Origin of the sequence: Barnesiella viscericola DSM 18177, assembly GCF_000512915.1 — a bacterium.
Taxonomy (GTDB): domain Bacteria; phylum Bacteroidota; class Bacteroidia; order Bacteroidales; family Barnesiellaceae; genus Barnesiella; species Barnesiella viscericola.
Genome location: NZ_CP007034.1, coordinates 2730001 through 2755915 on the forward strand (window position 1 = coordinate 2730001; position 25915 = coordinate 2755915).

At 46.4% G+C, this 25915-nt stretch carries 19 protein-coding genes and 1 pseudogene (1 of these 20 cut by a window edge); 11 read left to right on the forward strand and 9 right to left on the reverse strand.

Translation table 11 applies throughout. The annotated features are described in order from the left end of the window. Positions 1-88, reverse strand: partial view of a glutaredoxin family protein gene (locus BARVI_RS11380; protein WP_025279363.1) — the 5' end (the start) only. It extends 173 nt beyond the left edge of the window; 88 of the gene's 261 nt are visible here — the first part of the coding sequence; the start codon lies at positions 86-88; its stop codon lies off the left edge, out of view. A 629-nt stretch (positions 89-717) separates the two neighbouring features. Further along, positions 718-1398, reverse strand: a complete 681-nt coding sequence (locus BARVI_RS11390; protein ID WP_025279365.1) for a TIR domain-containing protein — start codon at positions 1396-1398, stop codon at positions 718-720. A 151-nt stretch (positions 1399-1549) separates the two neighbouring features. Between BARVI_RS11390 and BARVI_RS11395 the strand changes: the two genes are divergently transcribed. Further along, complete coding sequence (locus tag BARVI_RS11395) at positions 1550-2719, forward strand: IS4 family transposase (RefSeq protein WP_025279366.1); 1170 nt, start codon at positions 1550-1552, stop codon at positions 2717-2719. Between the two features lie 222 nt (positions 2720-2941). On the opposite strand, the gene BARVI_RS11400 is transcribed toward BARVI_RS11395, so the two are convergent. Continuing rightward, the gene (locus BARVI_RS11400; RefSeq protein ID WP_025279367.1) at positions 2942-3769 is read right to left on the reverse strand and encodes a nucleotidyl transferase AbiEii/AbiGii toxin family protein; all 828 of its coding nucleotides are present in this window, start codon (positions 3767-3769) and stop codon (positions 2942-2944) included. Next, positions 3766-4392 (reverse strand): type IV toxin-antitoxin system AbiEi family antitoxin domain-containing protein, encoded by a 627-nt coding sequence (locus tag BARVI_RS11405; protein WP_018711827.1) that lies wholly within the window; start codon positions 4390-4392, stop codon positions 3766-3768. Before BARVI_RS11405 ends, BARVI_RS11400 begins: the two co-directional genes overlap by 4 nt. 20 nt (positions 4393-4412) lie before the next feature. On the opposite strand from BARVI_RS11405, the gene BARVI_RS11410 reads away from it, so the two are divergent. Continuing rightward, positions 4413-4751, forward strand: coding sequence for a hypothetical protein (locus BARVI_RS11410; protein WP_232213981.1), 339 nt, complete (start codon positions 4413-4415; stop codon positions 4749-4751). A gap of 938 nt (positions 4752-5689) precedes the next feature. Beyond that, positions 5690-6634 (forward strand): DUF1848 domain-containing protein, encoded by a 945-nt coding sequence (locus BARVI_RS11415; protein ID WP_025279369.1) that lies wholly within the window; start codon positions 5690-5692, stop codon positions 6632-6634. Between the two features lie 225 nt (positions 6635-6859). Here the strand turns inward: BARVI_RS11415 and BARVI_RS11420 are convergent, their stop codons facing one another. The 5 genes from BARVI_RS11420 to BARVI_RS11440 all read right to left on the reverse strand — a co-directional run bounded on the left by BARVI_RS11420 (position 6860) and on the right by BARVI_RS11440 (position 14100). Next, a complete protein-coding gene (locus BARVI_RS11420) occupies positions 6860-7990 on the reverse strand; it encodes an aldose epimerase family protein (RefSeq protein WP_025279370.1) in 1131 nt (376 codons plus the stop codon). Positions 7991-8107: 117 nt separating this feature from the next. After that, positions 8108-10327 carry a glycoside hydrolase family 3 C-terminal domain-containing protein gene (locus BARVI_RS11425; protein ID WP_025279371.1) on the reverse strand — a complete coding sequence of 740 codons (2220 nt, stop codon included), beginning with the start codon at positions 10325-10327 and terminating at the stop codon, positions 8108-8110. A 34-nt stretch (positions 10328-10361) separates the two neighbouring features. After that, positions 10362-12473 (reverse strand): glycoside hydrolase family 97 protein, encoded by a 2112-nt coding sequence (locus BARVI_RS11430; RefSeq protein ID WP_025279372.1) that lies wholly within the window; start codon positions 12471-12473, stop codon positions 10362-10364. Then, positions 12470-13498 (reverse strand): FecR family protein, encoded by a 1029-nt coding sequence (locus tag BARVI_RS11435; RefSeq protein ID WP_025279373.1) that lies wholly within the window; start codon positions 13496-13498, stop codon positions 12470-12472. The genes BARVI_RS11430 and BARVI_RS11435 overlap by 4 nt, the downstream gene beginning before the upstream one ends. Positions 13499-13512: 14 nt before the next feature. Next, entirely contained in the window at positions 13513-14100 is a 588-nt protein-coding gene (locus tag BARVI_RS11440; RefSeq protein WP_025279374.1) for an RNA polymerase sigma-70 factor, read from the reverse strand. A gap of 435 nt (positions 14101-14535) precedes the next feature. Between BARVI_RS11440 and BARVI_RS13680 the strand changes: the two are divergent. The 8 genes and pseudogenes from BARVI_RS13680 to BARVI_RS13400 form a co-directional block, all read left to right on the forward strand. After that, positions 14536-14778, forward strand: a pseudogene (locus BARVI_RS13680) (secretin and TonB N-terminal domain-containing protein); the annotation flags it as partial. Further along, positions 14764-17733 carry a SusC/RagA family TonB-linked outer membrane protein gene (locus BARVI_RS11445; protein ID WP_394330833.1) on the forward strand — a complete coding sequence of 990 codons (2970 nt, stop codon included), beginning with the start codon at positions 14764-14766 and terminating at the stop codon, positions 17731-17733. The pseudogene BARVI_RS13680 and the gene BARVI_RS11445, both read left to right, overlap by 15 nt. Positions 17734-17760: 27 nt before the next feature. Next, entirely contained in the window at positions 17761-19488 is a 1728-nt protein-coding gene (locus BARVI_RS11450) for a RagB/SusD family nutrient uptake outer membrane protein (RefSeq protein ID WP_025279376.1), read from the forward strand. 18 nt (positions 19489-19506) lie between these two features. Then, complete coding sequence (locus BARVI_RS11455; RefSeq protein WP_025279377.1) at positions 19507-19965, forward strand: SusF/SusE family outer membrane protein; 459 nt, start codon at positions 19507-19509, stop codon at positions 19963-19965. Positions 19966-20081: 116 nt separating this feature from the next. Further along, a complete protein-coding gene (locus tag BARVI_RS11460; RefSeq protein WP_051401125.1) occupies positions 20082-21119 on the forward strand; it encodes an alpha-amylase family protein in 1038 nt (345 codons plus the stop codon). Then, complete coding sequence (locus BARVI_RS13050) at positions 21062-21538, forward strand: alpha-galactosidase (RefSeq protein ID WP_051401126.1); 477 nt, start codon at positions 21062-21064, stop codon at positions 21536-21538. Before BARVI_RS11460 ends, BARVI_RS13050 begins: the two co-directional genes overlap by 58 nt. A gap of 83 nt (positions 21539-21621) precedes the next feature. Continuing rightward, positions 21622-23424, forward strand: a complete 1803-nt coding sequence (locus tag BARVI_RS11465) for a T9SS type A sorting domain-containing protein (RefSeq protein WP_084547051.1) — start codon at positions 21622-21624, stop codon at positions 23422-23424. A 35-nt stretch (positions 23425-23459) separates the two neighbouring features. Further along, positions 23460-25850, forward strand: a complete 2391-nt coding sequence (locus tag BARVI_RS13400; protein ID WP_025279379.1) for a SusF/SusE family outer membrane protein — start codon at positions 23460-23462, stop codon at positions 25848-25850. Positions 25851-25915: the final 65 nt, after the last annotated feature.

Here is a 25915-nt window from a genome sequence, read left to right on the forward strand (position 1 = left end):
CGGGCCGTTTTTTCAGTTCGTCGATATAGTTGAAGGCCTTTTTGCAAAAGGGACAACGAGCTTGGTAGAAAAGTTTGATCGGTTTCATGTCGATGATTTTATTTCATGTTTCAGGACAAATATACTCTATTTCGGGAGATGTCGAGCCGGTTGACGGTATTAATTACAAAGATGATGAATTTTTGTTCGGCAGAGTGTGGAATATCGTATTGTATAAATCGCTGTTGATGAGAAGAAACCCTCTATTTGAGCGCTACTGTAACCCTTGAAAAAGTTTTGTCGGCTCATTGTTTGCATTTCAACTTTTCTGTATTTTTGCACCGAGATTGAGCAAGCTCAATCGGTGACATATTTAAGAAGAAGCGTTATGCTTATCTTGTAGTTTGAAAACGTAGGAAATTTTCTAAACGAGATGCAAGGTTAGGCATAGTGGTTCTCACGCATCACGGCGTGGGCTGCTATCTCATATCTGTATCTCGGGTTTTTCCTACGGCCTTCAAACTGCGGTATGAGTGTTCAGTTCCACGCTTGAACCAATAATAATTATGTATAACCCTGATACAAAGGCCAATGATGAGGTCCTATCTACAAATTGATACCATAATGTTCCCGTTATTGTCAATGATTCAAACACAATCAAGGTCGTTTATAGGAATAATCATAGTCCAAGAATAGGAGTAATAAACTTCGAGTTTTTATTGCTTAGTAAAAATGGTTTTAATCTGTAACATTAACGTGAATATCGTATTCGTCTTTTTTGTCTTGAATCTTTTTAACTTCATTAATCCAAAAGCTAACATTGTTAATAAAACTATCCCATCTAACCATATGTATGTAACTGACATAACCACGGTAAACATTATCGCCAATATTGCAAATTGAATGTGTTTTCTCTATTTGATTAAACATATTCGCTCGTAAAACTTTAAATAGTTTATTTGTATGCCATAACATACATCCTGACTGACAGCATCTCTTCGGTTCGAGCATATAATCATACCTACCGTTAATATCAGGAAGAACGACTGCCAGTATACCATTTCTTCTGCTGGTTCTGTCATTTCGAGTTGTCTCTCTTAGAGAATAAGACACTTCCCAAGGAATCCATTGATCATCTTCGCTTTTATTTAATTCTTTCATATTAGGAGAAATAAGTACAATAGTAATGCTACTATCAAAAATTTTGTTTCTTAATTTTGACTCCACAGTGGAGTCTTTAAAATTGGATAGATCCTCACCATCTAGTTCTCCTTTATTAATGAGATCATCATCTTCAAGCTTATCCTGTAGCTCATCAACATAGTGACGAACTTTGGTTGATTCGTACCAAGGTGTTCTTTCAAGATGTTCCACAGAAGTATCACCATATTTATATGATATAAAAATCTTATGTCCCATGATTATTTATAAATTAAGTCACTAGTGTCCGGAAAAAAATTCTCCGACAATGTTTTAATTATTAAACATCAATAAGTTACAAACATCAGAAAATTTTTCGATTAGAACATCAGTAACTTTGCGGTAGCCATCAAGAGGTTATCCGCAAGCCATGAACAAAGGAAAAACAATCTTCGCTCAGATTATGTCTCTCATTAACGAATACGAGTTCAAGAAATGTGTCGACCGCTACAAAGGTGACCGGCATGCTATCAAATTCAATTGTCGTGACCAGTTCATGGTGATGAGTTTTGCACAGTTCACTGACAGAGCTGGTTTGAGAGATATAGAGACTACACTTAACCTCTGCGGCGACCTCTATCGCTCCGGAATCAAGGCAATACCTCGATCCACGCTTGCGGAGGCCAATGAGAAGAAGGATTGGCGTATATATCAATACTTTGCGATGACTTTGGTAAAGGAAGCCACGATACTTTACAAGGATGAAAAGCTGCGAATTGGTCTTGAGGAGATGATATATGCGTTTGACAGCAGTACCATTGACCTGTGTCTTAAGTTGTGTCCATGGGCCGAGTTTCATCATGGTAAGGGTGCGTTCAAGATACATACACTGATGGATCTGCGAGGCTCGATTCCCACATTTGTCATGCTCACGCCAGGCAAGGTTAACGATGCCAGGATGATGGACAAGATTCCTGTTGAAGCAGGTGCTTTCTACCTGATGGATAGGGGATATGTTGCCTTTGAAAAACTTTACAAGCATTTCCAGCAAAAGGGCGCCTACTTTGTTACACGCGCCAAGGACAATATGTCTTATGAGGTTATTGAGTCCAGACCTGTCAACAAAGACTCGGGCGTTCTTTCGGATGAGACTATCAGACTTGCTGGATATTACTCTACCAGAAAGTATCCCGACACATTGAGACTTGTTGTATATGAAGACATTGAGACTGGAAGAGTATATCGATTTCTGACCAACAACTTTGCGATTGACGATCCGCTGACTATTGCGGAACTCTACCGTGAACGCTGGCTGATAGAACTGTTCTTCAAATGGATCAAGCAGCATCTTCACATCAGGACTTTCTACGGCACTTCCAAGAACGCCGTGTACACGCAGATATGGATAGCCATTTGTGACTATCTTCTGCTCATCATTGCGAAGAAGCGATACGGGTTGGATCCAAGTCTTCATTCTATCTCTAACTCAATCGGACAAGTCCTCTTCCAGAGGGCGGATATCCGTGAAATTTATAATCAGCCGACAACTCCCGTTTGTGTTCCGGAGGCGGGTTCTGTCGAGCAACCTACTTTATGGTAAAATTTCTCCGGACAGCAGTGATATTGGATAATAAGGCCGGTGAAATCTCGTTCCAAGACCCGATTTATGCCTATTGGTTGAAGACTGAGTTCTTTGCAAAATAATAAGACTATGAATAAGTATAACCTTACTTGGATTGACTTCGCCAATAAGAAAAGGTGCAGGCTTACTAAAGCTATAAATACTTTAGTAGTTATTTCTTGGAGAAAGCTTAATGTTGTATTATTCTATTCTTACCATCCCGGCCAACTGCACGAAATAATCATTTGACCAAATATCAAGTTCTTTTGGATTGCGCACGAAAGGCAATACATCTTCTTTCACTTGTTTTATATCAGCTGAAGAGAGACGCTCAATGAGTTTCTCCTTGAATAACTCTGGAGTGATATTCTCATTGTTGAACTGCTTGCATCGTTCTGCCAAATGAGCAAAATCAAGTGGAATATTATGGCGTACATACCATTCAAAGTCGTACCAATCACGACCTTTTACTCTGTTCTTCCACGCACGATATACTAAGGCGTGCATCTTGCCTGCAAACAAGTCGGGAAGTGTAAAACAACGGGTCATAAATGAATATGGCTGAAGCAATAGCTTCTGTTCCATCTTGAAGTTCAACGGTGGGCAAGTATCTACTTCTATCTTTATCTTTATAGATTTCTCTGTTTGGAAAGTCACATCATACACATCGGTATTATCTTTAAGAAATGCCGATTCGACCTTTCCGAAATTCCTCTTGTCTTTTTTCTTTATTTCAACCTCACGGCCTACCATTGTAAAAGCATCAACGATAGCAGGAAAGTATTTCGTAAAATCGAACTTATCATCTTGCGTAAGCAATGAAAAATCCATATCCTCACTGAAACGCTGTAAGCCATGAAAGATTCTCAAGCAAGTTCCACCATAGAAAGCCGCCGACTCAAAAAAGCCTCCGGCATACAAGCCAGCAAGTATCACTTGTTGGTTCACTTCAAATATAGCGTTTCTCTTCTGTTGCTCTGTTGTTAAATCATAACGGGAGAGCATATTGTCGAATATTTCATTTTTCATCGTCTTAAGAATTTTAAAAGTGTCGAAATTGAATCGGCCTTTTTGCCAACTTTTATGTAGTCTTCGAATATGGTTTTATCCATCTTATTGAACTCATCCATATCCATACGAATATCCTGTTCAAGATATGTTTCCACATCTTTCATATAGCGAAGATTGACCTGCGAGGAATTGGCAATCAAATCACACAAAGCCTTTTCCGGTGATGCAATAAGAAAAGCATAATTATCCTTATACATACTCCTTACTCCTATTGGAAATGCTATTTTTGAGATATGTTTGTAGTCATAACAGCCGACCGGAGTTTGAAAGCTACGCGAATGCTTTACCGTCATTGATTGATGAACATATACAGCCTCGGGGATAAGTCCATAATATCGTAGTGCAGTAGACATTGAAATATACGAAGGTGTATAGAGATGATTGGCTATCAACTCACTCGATAGGGTCTTTCCTGAATATTCGGGGTTGATCACATAAAGTCCTCGCTTCAATCTGATGATAATCCCTTGCTTTTCGAGCCAGGTTACTTTCTTGTCAGCAGACTTAAGTTCTGGATATAACGATTCAATGATTGAAGTCGTTACTGGAATGGTTCCTATTTCATTTAATTGCCTGTCCATACTGCAAATATAGTAATATTTTGAACAATAAAAGAAATAATACTTCTTTTTCTGCTCAAAATATTACTACTCGGACAATCTTAAGAAATAGCGACCGCTGCCACATAAGGCTGTTGTTTGTAACAATCACCGAAACACTGACCACACAGCAACTAAACAATATTAACCTTATAGCCGGAGAAAAGGCCCTCAGTTCAACTGAAGTGATGCATCGCTATCAAATATCTTCAACGACTTCAATATCACGCTCAAAGGCAGCCCTTATCAAGAATGATATATTGGATAATAAAGCCGGTGAAATCTCGTTTCAGGACCCGATTTATGCCTATTGGTTGAAGACTGAGTACTTTGCAAAATAATCATAATGTGGCTCTCGGTTTCAGAGCCATTTTTGTACCTTTTCTTATCAAAAAACGGCATTTTTCACAAGTTTTTGTACCGCACATTTTGATATTCAAGAAATTACACTTACTTTTACTTTCCAAAATGGAGGTACAAGCCGAGAATGGTGCTAAATATCACTAACTTACACATTCTCAGATACTTGCCAACCTGCTGGTTGTACCTTTTAGAGCGCTATACTATTGATAATCAACGATGTACACATACTGCATCGGGAAATGTCTTATATAAACAATTGATTACCAATAAGTTACAATTTTAAAAAGTTCGAATTTTCGCACAATCTTGTTGCCCGACTTTCAAAAGAGCAACAATAGCAACAATTTTATAGGCTTTCACAAATTTGCCTCTGACATTCCAAAAAAATTCGCTCCCGATTGAGGCTACTCGACTCTATCTGCTTTTGTATCCGATTCTCATTCATTTATTGCTGTGAATCGCTCAAATCTTGTTTATCATATTGCACACCTATCATTTATTACGTTTATCCCATGCTCTTCGACAATAAGGATGACCATTGCAAGAAATTCAGTTTTTATATGATCAAGAACTCCGATACAGGAGCCTGGCATTAGAGGCTTGCACCGGCATACGACCTCACGCTATACACCGAAGGATATAACGGAGAACACGTAGCCTTCGTCAATGGCACAGGTCATCCTGAATTATCCGACTTTATCGCTGTTGGCACAAAAATAAAAATCCCTAAAACAAGATGCCGCGAGATAATTGACGAAGTCCGTTCGGCTGCCAGGAATTAATTCGCTATGACATTATGCGATAAAGGTATTCTGTTCCAATTGTATAGCTGACAACCGTACATTATATATCTAAACAACACTATTTAACATCATTATGCCAGTTTCTTGCACATGCCTTTTATTAACTTTATTCCATGAAAACATCGAAGATAAAACTGACATTGAGTGACGGTAGCGTTGTTGAGGCGCAAGCCCCACTAATTGTATCTGCGAGTCGTGCGACAGATATTCCTGCGTTTTATGCCGGTTGGTTCTTCAATCGGCTTCGGCAAGGATATGTACGTTGGCGCAATCCATATAATGGAAAAGACTCTTATGTTTCTTTCGCCAACACGAAGTTCATCGTTTTCTGGTCAAAAAATCCAAAACCGCTTCTACCATTCCTCCCTATCCTAAAAGAGATGGAAATCGGGTGCTATATTCAATACACACTGAACGACTACTTTGTAGAGGGATTGGAGCCGAATGTCCCGGCGCTCGCCGAGCGAATCGACACATTCAAGCGGTTGGTTGATGAATTGGGCATCGGAGCTGTTGTTTGGCGTTTCGATCCGTTGATTCTTACCAACAAGATCTCAACAGATGATTTATTGAATAAAATTGAATACATTGCCAATCAACTGCGTGGATATACCGATAAACTCGTTTTCAGTTTTGCAGATATCTCTGCATACCGAAAAGTCGGCAGAAACCTCTCGGAAGCCGGTGTGCATTATCGTGAATGGACTGAATATGAAATGATTGATTTCTCTCACCGGCTTTCTGAGCTGAATCTCGGTTTGGAACTTGCCACTTGCGCCGAAAAGGTGGATTTGTTACAGTTCGGAATAGTTCACAACCGCTGCATAGACCCCAATTTGATCAGCCGTTTGAAACCGGAACTGCAACCATATATCCAAAATCTAAAAACAGACAAGGGGCAACGTACACTTTGCGGCTGCATTACATCAAACGACATTGGCACATACAACAGCTGTCCACACGGCTGTGTCTATTGCTACGCCAATGCCAATCCTTTTTCAGCCAAACAAAACTTCATCAGACATCAGCAAAACCCCAACAACGACTCGATTCTTTAATTTTGAAAACCGGTGATTTTTTTGTTACTTTTATAGTTACAAAATACAAAAAAGTGAATTCCAAAGTTTTATAATTGGGTGTCAGTAAGATATAATTTTAGATTGTCTAATAAATCACCGAAATGGAAATCACCCTCGCCAGAGGTTGTTCTGACGAGGGTGAAATCTCTAAAACCGAATTTGTTGGACGGCCCTGTTTTTTAATATAATTCTTTGGTTGCCGAACTAATTACTAAATTTATAGATGCAAGTGCTTGAATAGGTCTTGTCGGGAGTTACTACAACCGACGGCCATGCAGGTTTGTTGGGTGAATCGGGGAAATGTTGCGTTTCAAGGCAGACTGCACTACGGCAAGGGTATGCAATACCGTGTTTGCCTTTGACCGTTCCATCAAGAAAATTACCTGCATAGAATTGGATTCCCGGCTCATCGGTGAACACGTCCATCGCTATTCCGCTCGTCGGGTCATATAAGCGGGCGGCTACGACTGAAATATCACCGGCTGTATCGAGCACGAAGTTGTGATCGTAGCCCAACCCGTTGGCAATCTGCTTATTCCCAGAGTTTATACTGTCACCAATCACACGTCCCTTACGAAAATCGAAAGGTGTACCCTCGACCGTCAGTATCTCGCCTGTGGTCATGAATGTACTGTCGATCGGCGTGAACGACGAAGCGTTCATTATAAGAGTTTCAGCGAGTATATCCTGCGAGGGATTTCCCGATAAGTTAAAGTAGCTGTGGTTGGTGAGGTTGAGTATGGTTGGCTTGTCGGTTGTCGCACGATATGCGATACGCAGGGCATTGTCGGACGTGAGCGTATAAGTAACCTGTACATCGACATTGCCCGGGAATCCGGCGTACCCGTCGGGGGTATTCAGCCGAAGTGTCAGCAGCGTATCAGAAATTTGGACCATATCCCAAACCGAGTGATGGAAGCCTTTCTCTCCTCCGTGCAGACAATGTCCGAAGTTATTTTTAGGCAGATCATATTCAACGCCATCGAGGGTAAACTTCCCTTTGTCGATACGGTTTCCATAGCGGCCTATAAGCGCACCAAAATTATTGTCGATGTTTCTATAATCCGCTATCAAGTCGTGCCCGAGCACTACATCGCGCAGTTCACCGTTTTTATCCGGGACCATAAGCGATACCACACGTCCGCCATAGTTCGTTATACATGCCTCAATGCCATTGGCATTTGTCAAGGTATATAGAGAGGTATGTTTTCCATCTATAACAGCCTCAAAATTTTCGGGATTCAGCCCCGACTTTGTCAAGCCGGTTTTATCACTTACAGAACACGATGCCAATAATGCGCCCAGAAAGACGGAGATAATTACTTTATTTTTCATTGCAAAATTATTTTTCTATTTAAGGTGTAAACTAAAAAGAAGCAAAAGCACCAAGTGCGTAGATGCTTTTGCTTCTTTATTATGAAATAACGAGATTTTACATAACCGGCAAAATCATCATTTATACGAGAACCGGACAGTCGATCGTATGTCGGTAGAAGATGCGCCGATCATAGCTTTGAATTTACCGGGTTCGGCAATCCATTCGTGTTTGGAGTCGTCGAAGAATTTCAGGTCATCGGGGGTAATTGAAAATGAGACTTCCGTTGTCTGACCGGGAGCAAGATGGATTTTTCTAAATCCTTTGAGTTCCTTTACAGGACGAGGAAGGGATGATTTTTCATCTTGGATGTAGAGTTGGACTGTTTCTTTTCCGTCTACATCGCCGGTATTGATAACGGGTACTGTAACCGTGATTGTTCCGTTATCCGACATTTCTTTTGAGGAAAGTGCGGCTTTTCCGTATTTGAATGTCGTATAACTCAGACCATGCCCGAACGGGAATAGTGCCGGAATCTTCTTGGTGTCATGCCAGCGGTACCCCACGAATATATCTTCGAGATATTCTTGTTGCGGACCCTTGCCGGGGATTTCGATACCCGGATACGAAATTTCACCGAAATGGTGTGCTCCATTATCTTCCAGCCGTTTCGGGAAAGAGAAAGGCAGTTTGCCGCTGGGATTGGCTTTGCCTGAAATCACATCAGCCATCGACGGTCCTATCATGGTGCCAAGATACCAACTTTGTAAAATCGCAGGGACTTTATCGACCCACGGCATAGCGTATGCATTGCCCGAGATATTTGCCACGACGAGATTGGGGTTTACTGCAACCAGATCCTCAATCAGCTTGTCCTGATTCCACGGCAGGTTGTATTCGCGGCGGTCGGTCGATTCGCACTCCTGAAAGCCGTTTTTATTCAATCCGCCGATGTAGATAACGACATCGGCTTTCTTTGCCAACTCCACGGCTTCATTATGCAGTGAATCGAGAATTTCATCAGGAATAATTTCTTCCCACCCAAAGAACGGACGACCCGTGCGGTAACCTTCGGCGAACTTCACTCCGTTGCCATAAGTTTCACGTATAGCTTCAAGAGGTGTGAACATATCTTTGGCTTTGAGTTCCGACGAACCGCCACCATCGGAGAGTATACGTACTGCATTCTCACCTACTACAAGGACATTGTCGTACTTGGCAGGATCGAGCGGAAGCAGTCCGTTGTTTTTCAGCAGGACAATTGCCTCGACAGCCACCTGTTTTGCTGCGGCATAGTGCTCAGGAGTAGTCATCGAACCGAACGGCTTGTCGGTATTCATTGCAGTCCGGAAGATCAGACGCAGAATGTTGCGGGCTTTGTCATCGACTGTTGATTCGGGAATCTCACCACGCTTGATCATTTCGAGATAAGGGGTAGCCAGATAGAAAGCATCGTAACCGTACATCGACTCGGTTGCAAGTCCATCGGTATAAGATCCCATTTCGATGTCAAGACCGTTAAGAGCCGCCTGTTTTGTGTCGTGTGTAGCACCCCAGTCGGAAACAACAGCACCGTCGAATCCCCATTCGCCACGCAGAATATCATTGAGCAAGCGGGCATTATGGCAACAATGCTCATCCCACACTCTGTTATAGGCACCCATTACGCTCCATGCCTTGCCTTCCTGCACGGCTCGTTTGAAAGCGGGGAGGTATATTTCATATAGTGCACGGTCCGATACCTTGACATTGACATTATCGCGCCATTTTTCCTGATTGTTAAGAGCGAAATGTTTCACACAGGCTGCCACGCCGTTTTTTTGAAGTTCCTGAATATAGGGAACAGCCATTTCACCGGCAAGATACGGGTCTTCGCCCATATACTCGAAGTTCCGTCCATTGAGCGGGGTGCGCGATATATTCACTCCCGGTCCGAGAAGTATATCTTTTTCGCGGTAACGGGCTTCTTCGCCGACACTTTTGCCATACAATGCCGATAATTCCGGATTCCATGTGGCGGCAAGTGCCGTAAGGGCGGGAAATACCGTACAGGAATCATTGGTCCAGTTTGCATAGTCCCAGTTATCCCAGTTAAATTCGGCACGGACACCGTGAGGTCCGTCGCTCAGCCATACTTCGGGAATCCCGAGCCGGCGTACACCTGCCGATGAGAATTTGCTTTGCGCATGGCATAACGCAACCTTTTCTTCGAGTGTCATGCGGGAGAGCGCATCCTCTACGCGTTCTTCGATAGGCTTGCTCCTGTCCAGATAGACCGGGAGGTCTGCCCGAGCGGAAACAGGCAGTAAACCGGCAGCAAGAACCGCCGATAAAATAATCTTTTGAATTTGTACCATATAGGAGTGTGTTTAATTAGTCGATCCCTCTTGTTTAAATTATAGGTTTGAGCGATATGGCAAACCCTCCGGCTACTGCCATGCGCACTTGAATATTGTCGCTGCTATTGACTTCGCGGGTCGAAATCGAGTAGTCGTTGCTGTTCGTGTAACCGTTTGCCCTCTTTCCGTCTGCGTAAATAGTTGCCATATATTTCATGTCCGGATCGAGGAAATCAAGATCCAATACAACGTCGCGTGCTTCTTCGGCATTGACACCGCCGACAAACCAGTCGTCACTGTTCTTGTCTTTACGCGCCACGATGATAAATTCGCCCGGCTCGGCATCGATATACCGGCTCTCGCTCCAATCCAAAGGAACGTCTTTAATGAACTGGAATGCATCCATTTTGCGTTCGTAGTTATCGGGAGTGTCGGCAGCCATCTGTAAAGGCGAATACATTGTCATATACAATCCTAACTGATTGGCGATGGTGGCATTTTTGTGGAGCTTATTGCCGAGGGCTGTTTTAGACAGATCCATCTCAAAGATACCGGGAGTGAAATCCATCGGACCGCCTTTGAGCCGTGTAAACGGCAATATGGTGCAATGCTTCGGCGACATGGCCTGGTATTCCTGTCCCATAGCACTTTCGTTTCCGACGAGATTGGGATATGTGCGGCACAGTCCGGTAGGACGCACGGCTTCATGGGCATTCACCATAATATGCTTGTCGGCAGCCTTTTTGACCGCATTCAGGTAATGGCTCACCTGCTTCTGGCTATAATGATGCTCTCCACGGGGAATGATATTTCCTACATATCCGCTCTTGACGACATCGTAGCCATATTTTTTCATCAGATCGTAAGCCTTGTCCATGTGCCGGTCGTAATTATCCACAGCCGCTGATGTCTCGTGATGCATCATAAGCCGGATGCCTTTGTCGTGAGCATATTTGTTAAGGGCGGCAATATCAAAGTCCGGATACGGTGTTACAAAATCGAATACATAGTCTTTCTCTTTTCCGAACCAATCCTCCCAACCTATATTCCAGCCTTCAACGAGAAGTTGATCGAAGCCGTGACGTGCGGCAAAGTCGATATAACGGCGCACATTTTCGTTGTTGGCTGCATGACGACCGTTAGGCTTGGCTTTCGAGTAATCGAATGTGGAGAGATCGAAATTTTCGGCATCGGTATAGTTCCATGAACTTGCGCCTGTAATCATCTCCCACCATACGCCCATATATTTTGTAGGATGAATCCATGAAACATCGTCGAGCGCGCAAGGATCGTTCAGGTTAAGGATGAGATTCGAAGCCAAGATATCGGTGGCTTTCTCGCCGATAGTCACTGTGCGCCAAGGGGTTTTGAACGGGGTATCGAAAGTAGCCATAGTGCCGTCAGGACCGGGCGTAAGGTGAGCCTTGAATACCAAAGTGCTATCGTCGAGATCGAGGTGCATCGCAGGGAAATCGACCAAAGCCGCTTCGTGCAGGCTCAGATACAAGCCATCGTCGGTTTTTAGCAGCAGAGCTGTTTGTACGCCGGTCGGCGAAAAGCGTTGCGACGAAACGTTAGGCATGAACTCATCGTCGGCATGGCTGCGGATTTCACTGAGCCGCGAACGGGTATATTCGTATTCCTGAGTATCGTAATCGCCGGGAATCCACCATGCGGTGTGGTCGCCCGCCATCGCAAACTGCGTCATCTCGTCGGTGACGACATACTGTTTTGCAGGTTGTTCGGGGAAGAGATACCGGAAACCGAACCCATCGTCATAGACACGGAATTCAATATTCATCTTTAAATCACCCCGACTCAGGTTCACCGCCATCTGACGGTAGTTATTTACAATGGAATCATTTTCGCCCCATACAGGAGCCCATGTTTCATGGGTTTCCGAACTATTTACTCCGTCCATGCGAAAGCCGCCGGTCAGCGGTTCGGCATCCTTGATTTCGAATCCCATGAGCGAGTTCGCTACTATGGGACGGTCTTTGTAAGTTGCCGAATAGGTCGGTTCGCCCTGAGGAGTAAGGCAAAATTTGATTTCGATATTGCCGTCGGGAGACGACACGGTTTCTGTCCGGTCTGCCGAGCATGCGACAGACAGAGCAGTGGCAAGCAAAAGCAATGCCATCAAAGGGTGTTGTATCTTTTTCATAATGGTGTTATGTGGATGATCTGAGGTGAACTTATTGAATCGGATGTATGACTGTCGCTGTCGGTAATGCAGACAACCGGTGCTGTCAATTGGAAAAGGCTCATTATCTCGGTGAGGCTCTCTCCTTTCAATATAAACCGGAAAGTGTAGCCGGTCAGAGCGGGGTCAATATCAAACTCGACATTATAAATCTGCTGCAATCGGCGACAGATGTCATGAATCGGCTCATCTTCAAAAATAAGGATTCCATTGCGCCATGCACAATACCTATCCGGATCGACATCTTTACAGATAACCGACTTCCCATCCCGAATTGTCAGATGTTCGCCGGGCTGCAACGACACGCTGTTTTCGGCATCGGCAGCCACGACTTTCCCTTCGACCAAAGTTACCGAAGTGTTCCGGTCATAAGCATTGACATTGAATTCGGTACCGATTGCAGTGACAGTCATATTGGCTGTATGGACATTGAAAGGATGCGACGCATCGGCATGGACATCGAAATAAGCCTCGCCGTGGAGATTGACATCGCGGCTGTCGCCGCCCATATCCTGCGAATATACCAAAGCACTGTTCGCATTCAACCATACGACGGAGCCATCGGGAAGCGATGCTTTGCTCGTGCATCCATAATCGGTAGAGAGAGTTACTTCTTGATGTACGGTATTGCCGGTCCTGTGGAAGAAATATATGGTGACGGCGAGCAACGGCAGGATCGCCACTGCCGCAACCCTCGACCAAAACACAAACAGCTTCCGCATCATGCCGAATCCTCGCGGCATGATTCCGGTTCTTATCAGCAACTTCCGTTCAGCCTTTTCAATATCGCTGTCAGTGACCTCGAATGACGGGTTCAAGGCTTCCCAAATATCTTGCTGTTCAAAGAAAAGTTTTTTATTCTCCGAAGAGAGTTCAATCCATTTCCGAAGCCGATCGATTTCATCAGGTGTCGCATCACCGCCGAAATAGCGGGCTATGATGATATCCATATTCATGTTGTCGTTATCCATGTGATTCATATCCATATATTATTGGTATATTATAGGAAATTACAAGCGCATAAGGTTATAAACAGCAGCACCCTATAAATCTGCAAATTATGTTGAAGAAATTTAAGAGCTTTGCTTATACGTGCTTCAACGGTGCGTACAGATATATCGAGACGTTGGGCAATCTCTGCATATTTCAGTTTTTCCTGTCTGCTGAGCAGCAATGTCTCACGGACCTCCGGATCGAGTTTTGCCAATGCCGTTTCGTATGCGCCATACAATTCCGAAAAAAACATATGCTCTTCGGGCGACAGCGAAAGAATTATTTCATGGTTCATATCCTGATATTGCATCTTGACTTTCGTATGTCTCAGCTCGTTAAGAGCGAGATTCTGGACAAGCGATATCAGATAAGAGCTGATGGAGGTATCTGTTTCCAGTCTTTTACGATTGGTCCAGAGTTTGATAAATGCCTCCTGCACAATGTCTTCACAAGTGCTTTTATCCGGGATAAAGCGGGCTGTGAAACGGACAAGATCAGCATAATACCGATGAAAAATTTTCACAAAGGCTTCGTGGCTGTCAATTTTGAGGGCTGCCACCAAAAGCGCATCGTTCTTACATTCTTCGGTTGTCATTTCATGGTATTTTTTGCGAAAGTATGGAGAACGTTCTCAAAAACCAAGAGCTTTTAAGGAAATTTTCCCAAACATAAAATTTTGTGATTTTGCGATGTGGTTTTTTGAAGGTCAAGTGTTTATTAAATATTAAAGTTATGGAAATGCTATAATATACCTTAAAAATACCGCATAAACACATAAACGCTAGCTAAATTTTCATGAATGTAAAATTTTGTGATTTTATGATGTGGTTTTTTGAAGGTCAAGTGTTCTTTTAATAAAGTCACCGAAATACTAATTATAAACACAATAAAACCGCAGAAATATCAATTATATTATAGATATTAAAAAATCACATAAACACCAATTAAATTATTTGTAATGAACAATCTAATACCAATTCCAAGCCGCTACCGATTAGGCAAGGCGTTAAGACCGTTTTTGGTCTTGCTTATGCTTTGTATCGGAGCATCGGGCTATGCAGCCGACAACAAGGTCACACTTGATGCCAGGAACGTAACTCTCAAAAGTGTTCTACGCTCGATCGAGAAACAAACAGACTACCGTTTCTTTTATAGTAAAGAAACAATCAATGTTAATGTCCATGTAACCGTCAATGTCCAGAACGAGCCGCTGACGGCTGTCTTGGACAAAATCTTGCCGGCACATGGGATAAACTATGTGATAAACAACAAGAGGATATCATTAAATCAGGCTTCCTCTGCAACAAAAGACAAGCATATAAAGATTGTCGGCACAGTGACCGACACGCAAGGCGAGCCGCTCATCGCAGCATCAGTTGTGGTAAAGGGCTCCCAAACGGCAACGGTCACCAATGAAGAGGGTGCGTTTCAATTGAATAACGTAGACCCCAATGCCACATTGAGAGTGTCGTATATCGGATATAAGACCCAGTATGTATCCTTGAAAGGGTGTTCCGACATAAAAATCGTACTTCAAGAGGATAGCAAGGGCCTGAGTGAAGCGATTGTCATCGGTTACGGTACTATCGACAAGAAAGAGCTGACATCTGCCATATCGCATGTCAGCGCCAAAGATTTCCAGTCGGTCGCGGCTACGGATGTGTCCATGCTTATCCAAGGGAAGGTACCGGGACTTTCGGTAGTGAATACTGCCGCTGCCGACCCGAACTCTGCCGCAAGTCTGCAAATACGCGGCGTATCGTCGCGCGAAGCAAGCGTAAGCCCGCTGATCGTGCTCGACGGTATCCCAGGAGCAAGCCTGACCAATATCAATCCGAACGACATCGAATCGTTCGACGTGCTTAAAGACGGTGCCGCATCGGCAATCTACGGTACCCGCGGTTCCAATGGTGTCATCATCATCACCACAAAGAAAGGTCCTCGCGACGGTAAAACCCATACCACCTATTCGGCAACGTTATCGTGGGACAAAGCCAACCGCGACCTCGACATGATGAATGCCGAAGATTACCGCAACCTGCGTATCCCTGCGGGTGATGCGGCTGCCGATCTCGGCGCGAGCGAAGATCTCTTCGACCTCGTGCAACAAGTAGGTTTCAAGCAGCAACACACATTGAGCATCAGTGGCGGTAACGCTAACTCGAACTATCGCGTGACAGTCGATTACCGCAATGCCGACGGCGTTGAGAGACGCGGTAACCGCGAGGAGTACGGTGCGCGTGCCACAGTAAACCACACCACAAAAGACGGGCTGTTTTCTGTAAACGTGAATGTTGCTCCCCGCGTAGTTTACCGTAACCTCGCCGACAACGATGTTTTTCGCCGCGCGATCGAAGCAAACCCGACCACACCGGTATGGAATCCCAACGATCCCAGCCGCTACTACGACTTCACCGACTATAACGGTTTTGTCAATCCCATCGAATCGATGAATTTGGTCAGAAACAAAAGCCAAGAGAAAGTCATCGACTGGGACGGTACGCTGAAACTCAACCTGCTTCCGCTATTTATGCCGGATGCCAAATACGAGCAGATACTCAACACACAGGTTACATTTGCCGACCACCAGTACAACAACGACGTCAATTACTACGAGCCATCGACGATGAACCAGAATCGCCGCAACGACAGAAAAGGCTACGGTTCGCGTACTTCTAACAACGCCCGCAACCTCAGCCTTGAATGGATCGGCAATTACAGTATCAACATCAACAAACACAACCTCCGCGCAATGGTCGGATATTCATACCAATATTGGCAGAATTCCGGATTCAGCAGCGAAAACTATGATTTCGCCAACGATGGTATCGGAGCCGACAACTTGGGTGCAGGCGACGGAATGAAAGAGGAAGGTAATATCGGTATGAGCAGTTACAAGAACGACAACAAACTGATCGCATTCTTCGGTCGAGTGAGCTATGACTACGACAGTCGCTATCTGTTCACCGCATCGATGCGCCGCGAAGGGTCGTCGAAATTCGGTAAGGACCACAAGTGGGGTAATTTCCCTGCTGTTTCAGTCGGTTGGCGCATCTCCAAAGAGAGCTTTATGGAAGGAGCTTCGTCTTGGTTGGACGACTTGAAGATTCGTGCAGACTTCGGTGTGACAGGTAACCAAGAGTTCGGTAGCTACCTGTCGCTCGACACCATGGGTCCGTTCGGATACAGCTACTACAACGGAGAGTGGATTAAAGTTTGGGGACCCAACAAGAATGTCAATCCGGACCTCCACTGGGAACAAGGCAAAAACTGGAACGTCGGTCTTGATTTCTCGATGTTCAACAACCGGCTTTACGGTTCGTTCAACTACTTCCTCCGCCATCAGCAAGACCTGCTCGGCAGCTATCGCGTGCCTATGCCTCCCTATCTGTTCACCCACACCTATGTAAACGTGGGTACGATGGAAAATCAGGGCTTCGAGTTCGACATCACTTTCAATGCCGTGCAGACCCGTAATTTCTCCTACACGATGAATTTCATCGGTTCCACACAGTCGAACAAGTTCGTGGATTTCAGCAACTCCGAATTCGTCGGTAACGATTATTATGATGTAGCTTACACCGAGATCCCCTATCCTAACATTCCCTTGCAACGCATAGAAAAAGGTCGCTCGATCGGCGGATTCCATATGTTCAAGTATGCCGGTATAAGCACCGATGGCGAATGGCTTATCTACGACAAGGATGGCGATATCATCCAAGGAATCCAAGGTACAGAAGCCGACCGCCAGTATGTCGGAAACGGTCTGCCCAAGTTCACCCTTTCGACCGGCCATAACTTCCGCTATAAGAACTTCGACCTTTCGCTCTTTTTCAGCGGAGCATTCGGGTTCCACATTTTCAACATCCATGATTTCTATTACGGCACACGCAACTTCACCGGGAACACACTCCGCAAGGCATACGGTAAAAACTTCCTGATCTCACCGGATCAGAACCCGATTGTCAGCGACTACTTCCTTGAACGCGGCGATTATTTCAAGCTCGACTACCTTACGCTCGGCTACACATTGCCCTTGCGTAATATTCGTTTCTTGAACTCGTTCCGCATCTACGGAACAGTGCGCAACGTGTTTACTATCACCAAATACAGCGGTATGGACCCGTCGAATTTCAATGTCAATGGACTGAACCCCGGAGCACACAGCGGCCGTGGCTATTATCCCACTACTCGCCAGTTCCTACTCGGTGTACAGCTTGATTTCTAATCAATATCAAACAAAAATCAAATTACAATGAAAGCATATAAATATTTGACCTGCCTGGCTTTGGCCGTAACGTCTCTATCGGCTTGTACCGATCTGGACGAGAATCTTTATAGCGAGATAGGCTCCAACAACTATTTCAATACCCGCGACGATGTTATAGCGATGGCATTCCGCTCGTTTGAACACGGCTATTGGACCATCGTACCGCGTTTCAGAATAAACGAACTCCCTGCCGACCAGCTGATCATTCCCCGCCGCGACGGCAGTTGGGATGACGGCGGTGTGTGGCGTCAGTTCCACTATCACACATGGACGCCCGATATCTCGCGCCATGTGCACGACGAATGGGACTCGCAGTTCGCAGGTATCGCCCAAGCCAATTTCGCCATTGACCGTTTCAACGAACTGGATCCGAAAAAATTCGATTTTCAGGAGGATGAGTGGAATGCATTGAAGATGCAGAACAGAGTTTTGCGTTGCTGGTATTATCTTCGTCTGCTCGACGCTTTCCGCAACGTGCCCTTCTGCATAAGCTACGACGACCCGTCGCAGAACACCCTCTCGCAGGTTCCGCCTGAAAAGATCTTCAATTTCATCGAGAAAGAGCTTACAGATGCCATTCCGCTCCTCTATAAGAAAAACAGCTTGGGCAGCGGATCGCAGTATGCAAACATGTGGACGCAGGCAGGTGCAGCAGCATTGTTGGTGCGTTTGTATCTGAATGCCAAAGAATATATAGGAGTAGACCGTCTTGCAGATTGTGAAAAGGTAGCTCAGGATATTGTCGATGGCGTTTACGGAGAGTATAAGGTAGCCGACCGCTGGGATGCTCCTTTCGATTCCGACAACGACAGCTGCGACGAGCTGATCTTCTTCTTCTCCGGATCCTGCAACTACACCAGCTGGCATTACAACCAATTATACAACTGGGGCGTGCCCTCTTACTCGGAACTATTTTTCGACGATGCCAAAGTGAAACACGGCGGTCATAACGGCGAATTCGTATGTTCGCCGAGTTATGACCCGACCGGCAACCTCTATGATTTCAAATTAGGTATGACCATACAGAAGTTCCGCAAGTATCCCGGCGACGTACGCCTTAAGAAATATAAAAACCTCGGAGGAGGCAAACGCGAAGGCATGTTCCTGTTCGGCTATCTCGAATATATGCAGAACGGCATACCCCGCAAACTCAAAGCCCCTGAAATGCCTTACGAGCTTTGCATCCGCGATGCTGTGGGTCAGTTCCATTATAAGAAAGAAGGTCAATGGCTCACATCGCCCGAAAGCAACATGACCACGGGCGACTACAACTCCGGATGGTACACGGTGAAATATCCGATGTACAGCAACAATGACCCCGGTGCCGGAGAAAGCGATTTCGCAGAAATACGTCTGCCCGAAATCATATATGCGCTCGCCGAATGCAAACTGCGCCGTGGCGACGACAAAGAAGCCGGCAAACTGCTCAACAGTGTGCGCCGCCGCTACTATCCGAGCGACAAACACAAAGAGGTGCTCTATCAGCCCGAAGGCAACATAACCCTTGACCTCGACGAGATGCTCGATGAATGGGGTCGCGAATTTCTGGCAGAAGGACGTCGCCGCATCGACCTTATCCGTTTCGACAAGTTCAACAAAGGTACATGGTGGGACAAACAGCCCGATGCCGACGACCATACCAAAATCTATCCTGTGCCGCGTGTACAGATCACTACCAATGCAGCACTCAAACAGAATCCGGGATATAAATAATTTTAAACCGATATAAAAATGAAGACGCATAAATTCACAGCGATTGTCGCAATAATGCTTATGGGACTTTTTATGGCAAGTTGCGACGAAGAAAAAGATATAATCGTTATTGATGGCAATATTCCCATCAAGACTTCCACCCTCTATATCGTAGGCGATGCCACTCCTGCCTTATGGGATGTAAACAACATGTATCCCTTGGAAATGAGCGAAGAGGATCATCTTGTATTTATCTACGACGGAAATCTTTCGCAAGGAGAGCTTAAAGCGTACCTTACGCAAGGCAGTTGGGATCAAGCCCCCTGCGTACGCCCGATGACAGCAGGCTCACCCATAAGCAAGGCCGACAACACCGAGCAATTCCAGCTCTACACCGGAGGAGAAGACCTTAAATGGTCTGTAAAAGATTCAGGTCACTATCGTCTGGTGTTCGACTTGCGCAACTGGACTCTCAGCACTACTTTCCTCGGTTATTAAGTCGAGAGTCAAAGTAAGTATGAAGGTTGTTTAGGTTTACAATGAGCTCTTCCGGTTCCGGCTTTTTTGCCGGAACGCAGGATGCCTCATCAAATGAAACAAATAAAACAGATAATATGACAAGACACTCGATTATAAACAAATTTGCAGTTGCGGCAATCTTATTCTCGACCGCCATTTTTTCGACCGCCTGCGACGATGACAATAAAAAAGGCGGAAGCATCGTTCCGGAACCTCCGACTCCCGAGCTTCCAGAACTGCCTGTTCCCGGCGATATCCATAAATACAAAGCTCCGCTTTATTGGTCGATCTATGAATATGCCCGGGAATTCGAAATTGCCGGTATTCCCTACGATCAGATGGATCTTACTTCCGACCAATGGGATGCGGTAATCGACATGATGGCCACCAAATTCAAGCCTTACGGCTACGATATGATCTGTACCGACGGCTTCCTGCCCCAACAGGCTCGGGACGGCGGCATCTATATGTCGCACTACGGGTCGATGCCGCTCAAAGAACTCGTAAAGCGCGCCAAAGCCAAAGGGCTTCGGGTAGGCGTCTACGACAACCCCTTGTGGATCAAAGGCAAACTCAACAGCAAAGTGCCCGGCACAAACTATACCCTGCGCTCGCTCACCCGCAATCCACAGGATGTCGTGATGTATCCCAATGTGACCGACCGGACTGATTTCACTTGGCTTGTGACCGACCACCCCGGCGCCCGCGAATACATCGACGGATGGTTCAAACATTATCACGACCTCGGGGTGGACTTCGTGCGCATGGACTTCATGTGTTGGTATGAAGACGGAGACCCCGGACGCGATTATCCCGTGACCTGCGGCTACGGTCGCGAGCGTTATGAACGCGGATTGGCATACATCTGCGAGGCGGCGACCAAATACGGCATATTCACGTCGATCGTGATGCCCGAGCTTTACAACGATGCCGAACTCGAAAGGAAATACTGCAACATGACACGCATCGTGCAGGATACCAACATCGGCGGCTGGCACCATTTCTCGTCGTTCAACCGAGGTACCATCTACGACCGCTGGCCTTATGCCGACAACCAGATGGACGGCTTCACCCATTGGAGCCATATCGGCGGACGCGGAAAATTATCCTTGACGGCGATTTCCTGCGGCTGAACAAATGCACGACCGACCACGAACGCCGCTCGCAGGTATCGCTGCAACTGATTGCCGGAGGTCCGGTAGCTATCGCCGACACCCCCGAGACGATCGGAAATCTCGACCGCTTCTACACCAACACGGAACTTCTGGCTCTCAATGCCGACGGATTCGTGGGCAAACCTCTGTCGGATGAAATCGACAGCGAAGGCAGCTGCATCTGGTGGGGAACGATGAGCAACGGCGATGTGGTTCTTGCCATGTTCAACCGCGAAGATTCACCGAAAAAAATGTCGGTAAGCTTATCCGATATGGCTCTCGAAGGCGAATTCAAAGCACGTGACCTCTGGGAGCATGCCGACGAGGGTACGGTTTCAGGCAACATCGAAGCTATGGTGCCGCGTCACGGATGTAAAGTATTGAAATTGACCAAATAACAAAATAAACAAGGGGGCGCGGGACTGCGATTTCGGGACTGCGCTCCCCCATGTAAAACCTAATCTAATATAACTCAAAATTTATGAAACACATCTATTTAAAAAGTGTAATTGCGGGTGCTGCCATGTTACTCAGCACAACGGCTGCAAACGCCGCAATTCCGGAGCACCTCTACATGGTAGGTCCGGCATCGCCAAGTCTGTGGGTACTCGATGTCGCACAGGAAATGACTAACGAAGGCGAAGGAGTATTCTCTTACGTAGGCAATCTCTATAAGGGAGAGTTACAGTTCATAAACGAAAAAAACTGGGATACCGGCATACGCTATGTACCTGAGGCGAGCGGCTGGCACATTGTAAACGCTCAGACAGCCACAGTCATTCAGGAAATCAACAGCGAGAGAAAATGGTGGGTTCCGGAGTTCGGCACATGGGAAGTGAAAGCCTTTTTTGCAGACGAGGGCAATTCGGTAATGTTCACGGCACAACGTATCGACGACCTCTCCCCGATGGTCGTTCCTATGGGTGGAGCATCAGGTCAATGGGATTCAGCTTTCCCAAATCCGGCTTGCAACATCTATCCTCAGGAAGGAACAACCGATGTTTTCGTGTGGGAAGGCACGATGCCGGCAGGTGAACGCAATCAGTTGAAGTTCATCGCTTATCCGACGAACTGGTGGGAAGCCGAGTTCTATCTGCCCGAGTCGGTAGATGAAGGTAAAAGCTACAAGACCGTGAAAACCGGAGTGAAATACCCGGTGAAAAAAGGTACTAATGCCAACGGTGACAACCTCGACCATTATTGGGGTTTCGCGGTTGAAGACTGCGCTCCTTACAGAAAATACCGGGCAACACTGAACCTGACAGATATGACAATCGAATTCGCCGGCGGTGAAGAGACGTATGTTCCCGAGCAACTCTACATGGTAGGCACCGCATCGCCGAGCTTGTGGAATATCGAGGACTGTCAGGAAATGGTTAATGAAGGTAACGGTGTGTTCAGCTACCACGGCAACCTCTATAACGGAGAATTGCAATTCATAGATGCAAGAGACTGGGGTATCGCCATACGCTATGTACCTGAGGCGAGCGGCTGGCACATTGTAAACGCTCAGACAGCCACAGTCATTCAGGAAATCAACAGCGAGAGAAAATGGTGGGTTCCCGAATACGGTAATTGGGATGTAGAAGTACGTTTCACCGACGAAGGCAGAAGTGTGAGTGTCACAGCAGAACGTGTCGGCGATATGGTTCCGCAGGCAATCGGCTTAGGACATGCCATCGGTCAATGGGATTGCCAGTGGCCGACTCCCTCAGCCTACCTGCAACCCAAAGAAGATGCCGAAAATGTTTTCGTTTGGGAAGGAACACTTACCCCCGACCTCGATGGTTCTGGTCAGGATTTGCGCAGACATATCAAATTTATCGCATATCCGAAAGCATGGGATCAAGGATGTATCTTCTATGTACCTGAATCGGTAGATCATAACGGCAATGTAAAAACGGTGCAAGTTGGCGACAAACTTCCTCTTCAACAGACAACCAACGGTAATGGACCCTTAGACTGGTTCTGGGGCTTCCCGGCAGAGGAATGTACTCCCGACAAGACATACAGGATAACGTTAAATCTGAACGATAACACCGTAGAGTTCACCGATGCCAACGGAGATCCCACCGGCATTTCCGATGCCGCCGCAGACGGAATGAAAGCTGCCTTTATCGGAGATAATCTTGTAGTAGAAGGCGCGACTTCGGCAATTGCCGTTTACGACATAGCAGGTCGCAGAGTTGCCTATTCAACGAACGGCGAACTGACTGCTACCGGACTGCCCAAAGGGGTCTATGTAGTACAGAGCGCCCGGAACGCAGTCAAAGTTATCAAATAACCAGATATACTACGAATGTTCCATATAACAATTTTATGAACCGTAATATGATCAACAAGTTTGTTCAGATATTTTTATGCACACTTCTTACCCCGGCATTTTTATGCCGGGGCGAAGTGAGTGTCGGACAGACACGCGTCGCACAAGAAGCCTTACCGGTTCCCGGTGATATTCATAAATACAAAGCTCCGCTTTATTGGTCGATCTATGAATATGCCCGGGAATTCGAAATTGCCGGTATTCCCTACGATCAGATGGATCTTACTTCCGACCAATGGGATGCGGTAATCGACATGATGGCCACCAAATTCAAGCCTTACGGCTACGATATGATCTGTACCGACGGCTTCCTGCCCCAACAGGCTCGGGACGGCGGCATCTATATGTCGCACTACGGGTCGATGCCGCTCAAAGAACTTATCAGAAGAGCCAGAGCAAAAGGTTTGAAAGTGGGTGTCTATGACAATCCTTTGTGGATCAAAGGTAATCTCGACAGCAAAGTGCCCGGCACAAACTATACCCTGCGCTCGCTCACCCGCAATCCACAGGATGTCGTGATGTATCCCAATGTGACCGACCGGACTGATTTCACTTGGCTTGTGACCGACCACCCCGGCGCCCGCGAATACATCGACGGATGGTTCAAACATTATCACGACCTCGGGGTGGACTTCGTGCGCATGGACTTCATGTGTTGGTATGAAGACGGAGACCCCGGACGCGATTATCCCGTGACCTGCGGCTACGGTCGCGAGCGTTATGAACGCGGATTGGCATACATCTGCGAGGCGGCGACCAAATACGGCATATTCACGTCGATCGTGATGCCCGAGCTTTACAACGATGCCGAACTCGAAAGGAAATACTGCAACATGACACGCATCGTGCAGGATACCAACATCGGCGGCTGGCACCATTTCTCGTCGTTCAACCGAGGTACCATCTACGACCGCTGGCCTTATGCCGACAACCAGATGGACGGCTTCACCCATTGGAGCCATATCGGCGGACGCGGAAAAATTATCCTTGACGGCGATTTCCTGCGGCTGAACAAATGCACGACCGACCACGAACGCCGCTCGCAGGTATCGCTGCAACTGATTGCCGGAGGTCCGGTAGCTATCGCCGACACCCCCGAGACGATCGGAAATCTCGACCGCTTCTACACCAACACGGAACTTCTGGCTCTCAATGCCGACGGATTCGTGGGCAAACCTCTGTCGGATGAAATCGGCAGCGAAGGCAGCTGCATCTGGTGGGGAACGATGAGCAACGGCGATGTGGTTCTTGCCATGTTCAACCGCGAAGATTATTCCCGCGAGATGAGCGTCGATCTGTCGAAGTTCGGAATTCATGGGACATGCCGCGTACGAGACATGTGGACGCATGTCTATGAAAACTCTATCAGCGGCACATTCAGCGCCACGGTGCCCGAGCATGGTTGCAAAGTGGTGAAATTATTGCCGGAAACTGCGGCAAAACCCGAAAGCCTTTATATGATAGGTCGCGCCACACCGGCATTCTGGAATATAGACAATGCCTGCGAGATGACGGTCGAGCAAAACACGTTCGTGTATCGCGGGCCGCTATTCAAGGGAGAAGTCAGATTTGTCAGCAAACGCGACTGGAACTCGGTGAATTATATCCCCAAAGGAGATAACGGCACGTGGCTTACCGACCCGGGAGTTGTGGAGGTGTTTAACGGCGATCCTCACGAGTTTGCAAAAAACTGGTGGATTAATGAGCCGGGGAGCTACGAAGTGCGGATGAAGATTTCCGATAGCGGAAACCTCGCCTCGCTTTCGGCGACACGCACGGGCGAACTTCCTTCCATGATGACGGTATTGGGCGTCTCGACCGGTTGCTGGAATAATGTAAACGCTTATATCGCCTATGGCTCCGATGACAATCCCGACATAGTGGAGTGGAACGGTCTTGTCAGACCCGATGCCGACCGTTGCCATTTCAAATTCGCCGCTTGCCCCGGGGAATGGTGGGAATCCATGTTTTATGTGCCCGAAACCGTAGACTTCAACAACAAGGTGAAGTTGGTCAAACCCGGAGAGACGCATAAATACCGTGAGGATTACGGCGGAGGTCTCGATTATTTCTGGGGCTTCGCACCGGTCGATTGCGGATTTTACCGTGTGACGGTAAACAAGGCTGCCAAAACAGTGACCTTTACCCCGAGAGGCAGTTCGGATCTCGACCTTACCGAAACAACTGCCGGGGCGAACCGTCTTAACGCATGGCTTTCAGGCAATGTATTGTACGCCGAAAGCGGCAATGGTCCTGTGAAGGTATATGATATCAACGGACGTTGCCTCGGTCGGTCAGCCGATGGTCTGCTCACCATCGACGGTCTTGCCGCCGGAGTATATGTGGTGAGAAACCCGTCAGCTTCAATCAAACTAATGAAAAAATAATCCGTCCCTGCCCCGCAGGGTGGATTTACAAACAAATTACTAATTATTCATTTAACCTTTAATGT

What these genes read in the sequence shown, in the direction of transcription:
- BARVI_RS11390 (WP_025279365.1), bottom strand. Translation starts at nt 1,398, where the DNA reads ATGGGACATAAGATTTTTATATCATATAAATATGGTGATACTTCTGTG.
- BARVI_RS11395 (WP_025279366.1), top strand. Translation starts at nt 1,550, where the DNA reads ATGAACAAAGGAAAAACAATCTTCGCTCAGATTATGTCTCTCATTAAC.
- BARVI_RS11400 (WP_025279367.1), bottom strand. Translation starts at nt 3,769, where the DNA reads ATGAAAAATGAAATATTCGACAATATGCTCTCCCGTTATGATTTAACA.
- BARVI_RS11405 (WP_018711827.1), bottom strand. Translation starts at nt 4,392, where the DNA reads ATGGACAGGCAATTAAATGAAATAGGAACCATTCCAGTAACGACTTCA.
- BARVI_RS11415 (WP_025279369.1), top strand. Translation starts at nt 5,690, where the DNA reads ATGAAAACATCGAAGATAAAACTGACATTGAGTGACGGTAGCGTTGTT.
- BARVI_RS11420 (WP_025279370.1), bottom strand. Translation starts at nt 7,990, where the DNA reads ATGAAAAATAAAGTAATTATCTCCGTCTTTCTGGGCGCATTATTGGCA.
- BARVI_RS11425 (WP_025279371.1), bottom strand. Translation starts at nt 10,327, where the DNA reads ATGGTACAAATTCAAAAGATTATTTTATCGGCGGTTCTTGCTGCCGGT.
- BARVI_RS11430 (WP_025279372.1), bottom strand. Translation starts at nt 12,473, where the DNA reads ATGAAAAAGATACAACACCCTTTGATGGCATTGCTTTTGCTTGCCACT.
- BARVI_RS11435 (WP_025279373.1), bottom strand. Translation starts at nt 13,498, where the DNA reads ATGGATATGAATCACATGGATAACGACAACATGAATATGGATATCATC.
- BARVI_RS11440 (WP_025279374.1), bottom strand. Translation starts at nt 14,100, where the DNA reads ATGACAACCGAAGAATGTAAGAACGATGCGCTTTTGGTGGCAGCCCTC.
- BARVI_RS11450 (WP_025279376.1), top strand. Translation starts at nt 17,761, where the DNA reads ATGAAAGCATATAAATATTTGACCTGCCTGGCTTTGGCCGTAACGTCT.
- BARVI_RS11455 (WP_025279377.1), top strand. Translation starts at nt 19,507, where the DNA reads ATGAAGACGCATAAATTCACAGCGATTGTCGCAATAATGCTTATGGGA.
- BARVI_RS11460 (WP_051401125.1), top strand. Translation starts at nt 20,082, where the DNA reads ATGACAAGACACTCGATTATAAACAAATTTGCAGTTGCGGCAATCTTA.
- BARVI_RS11465 (WP_084547051.1), top strand. Translation starts at nt 21,622, where the DNA reads ATGAAACACATCTATTTAAAAAGTGTAATTGCGGGTGCTGCCATGTTA.
- BARVI_RS13400 (WP_025279379.1), top strand. Translation starts at nt 23,460, where the DNA reads ATGAACCGTAATATGATCAACAAGTTTGTTCAGATATTTTTATGCACA.